The following is a 252-nucleotide window of genomic DNA, read 5'->3' on the forward strand; positions in this document are numbered from 1 at the left end:
CGGCGACCTCGGGCCCAATCAATCCTACGCGAGACGGCCAGCCTGATCGGGATGCGCACCTTTGCAGGAGGTGGCATCTCGCACACCTCCCCGGCGCTCGACACGTCGGGCATCTCGGCTGCTGTGGCGGATGGCCTGGCTGGTGTCCGGATTGTGATGGTGGACCCGACCTCGGGTGTGGAGCGTCTGGTGGATGCGCGGATCGAGATGGCTGGCCGTCGGTCGGCATCGACGGTGAGGAGACGCTGATGA

Annotated in this window: 1 protein-coding gene; it reads left to right on the forward strand. The window is 66.7% G+C overall.

The genetic code is table 11. The annotated features are described in order from the left end of the window. Nucleotides 1-249: hypothetical protein (locus tag RMT89_RS44395; protein WP_315889429.1), on the forward strand; the 249-nt coding region annotated here is incomplete at its 5' end. Nucleotides 250-252 lie beyond the last annotated feature (3 nt).

The organism is Streptomyces sp. P17, from assembly GCF_032436805.1.
Taxonomy (GTDB): domain Bacteria; phylum Actinomycetota; class Actinomycetes; order Streptomycetales; family Streptomycetaceae; genus Streptomyces.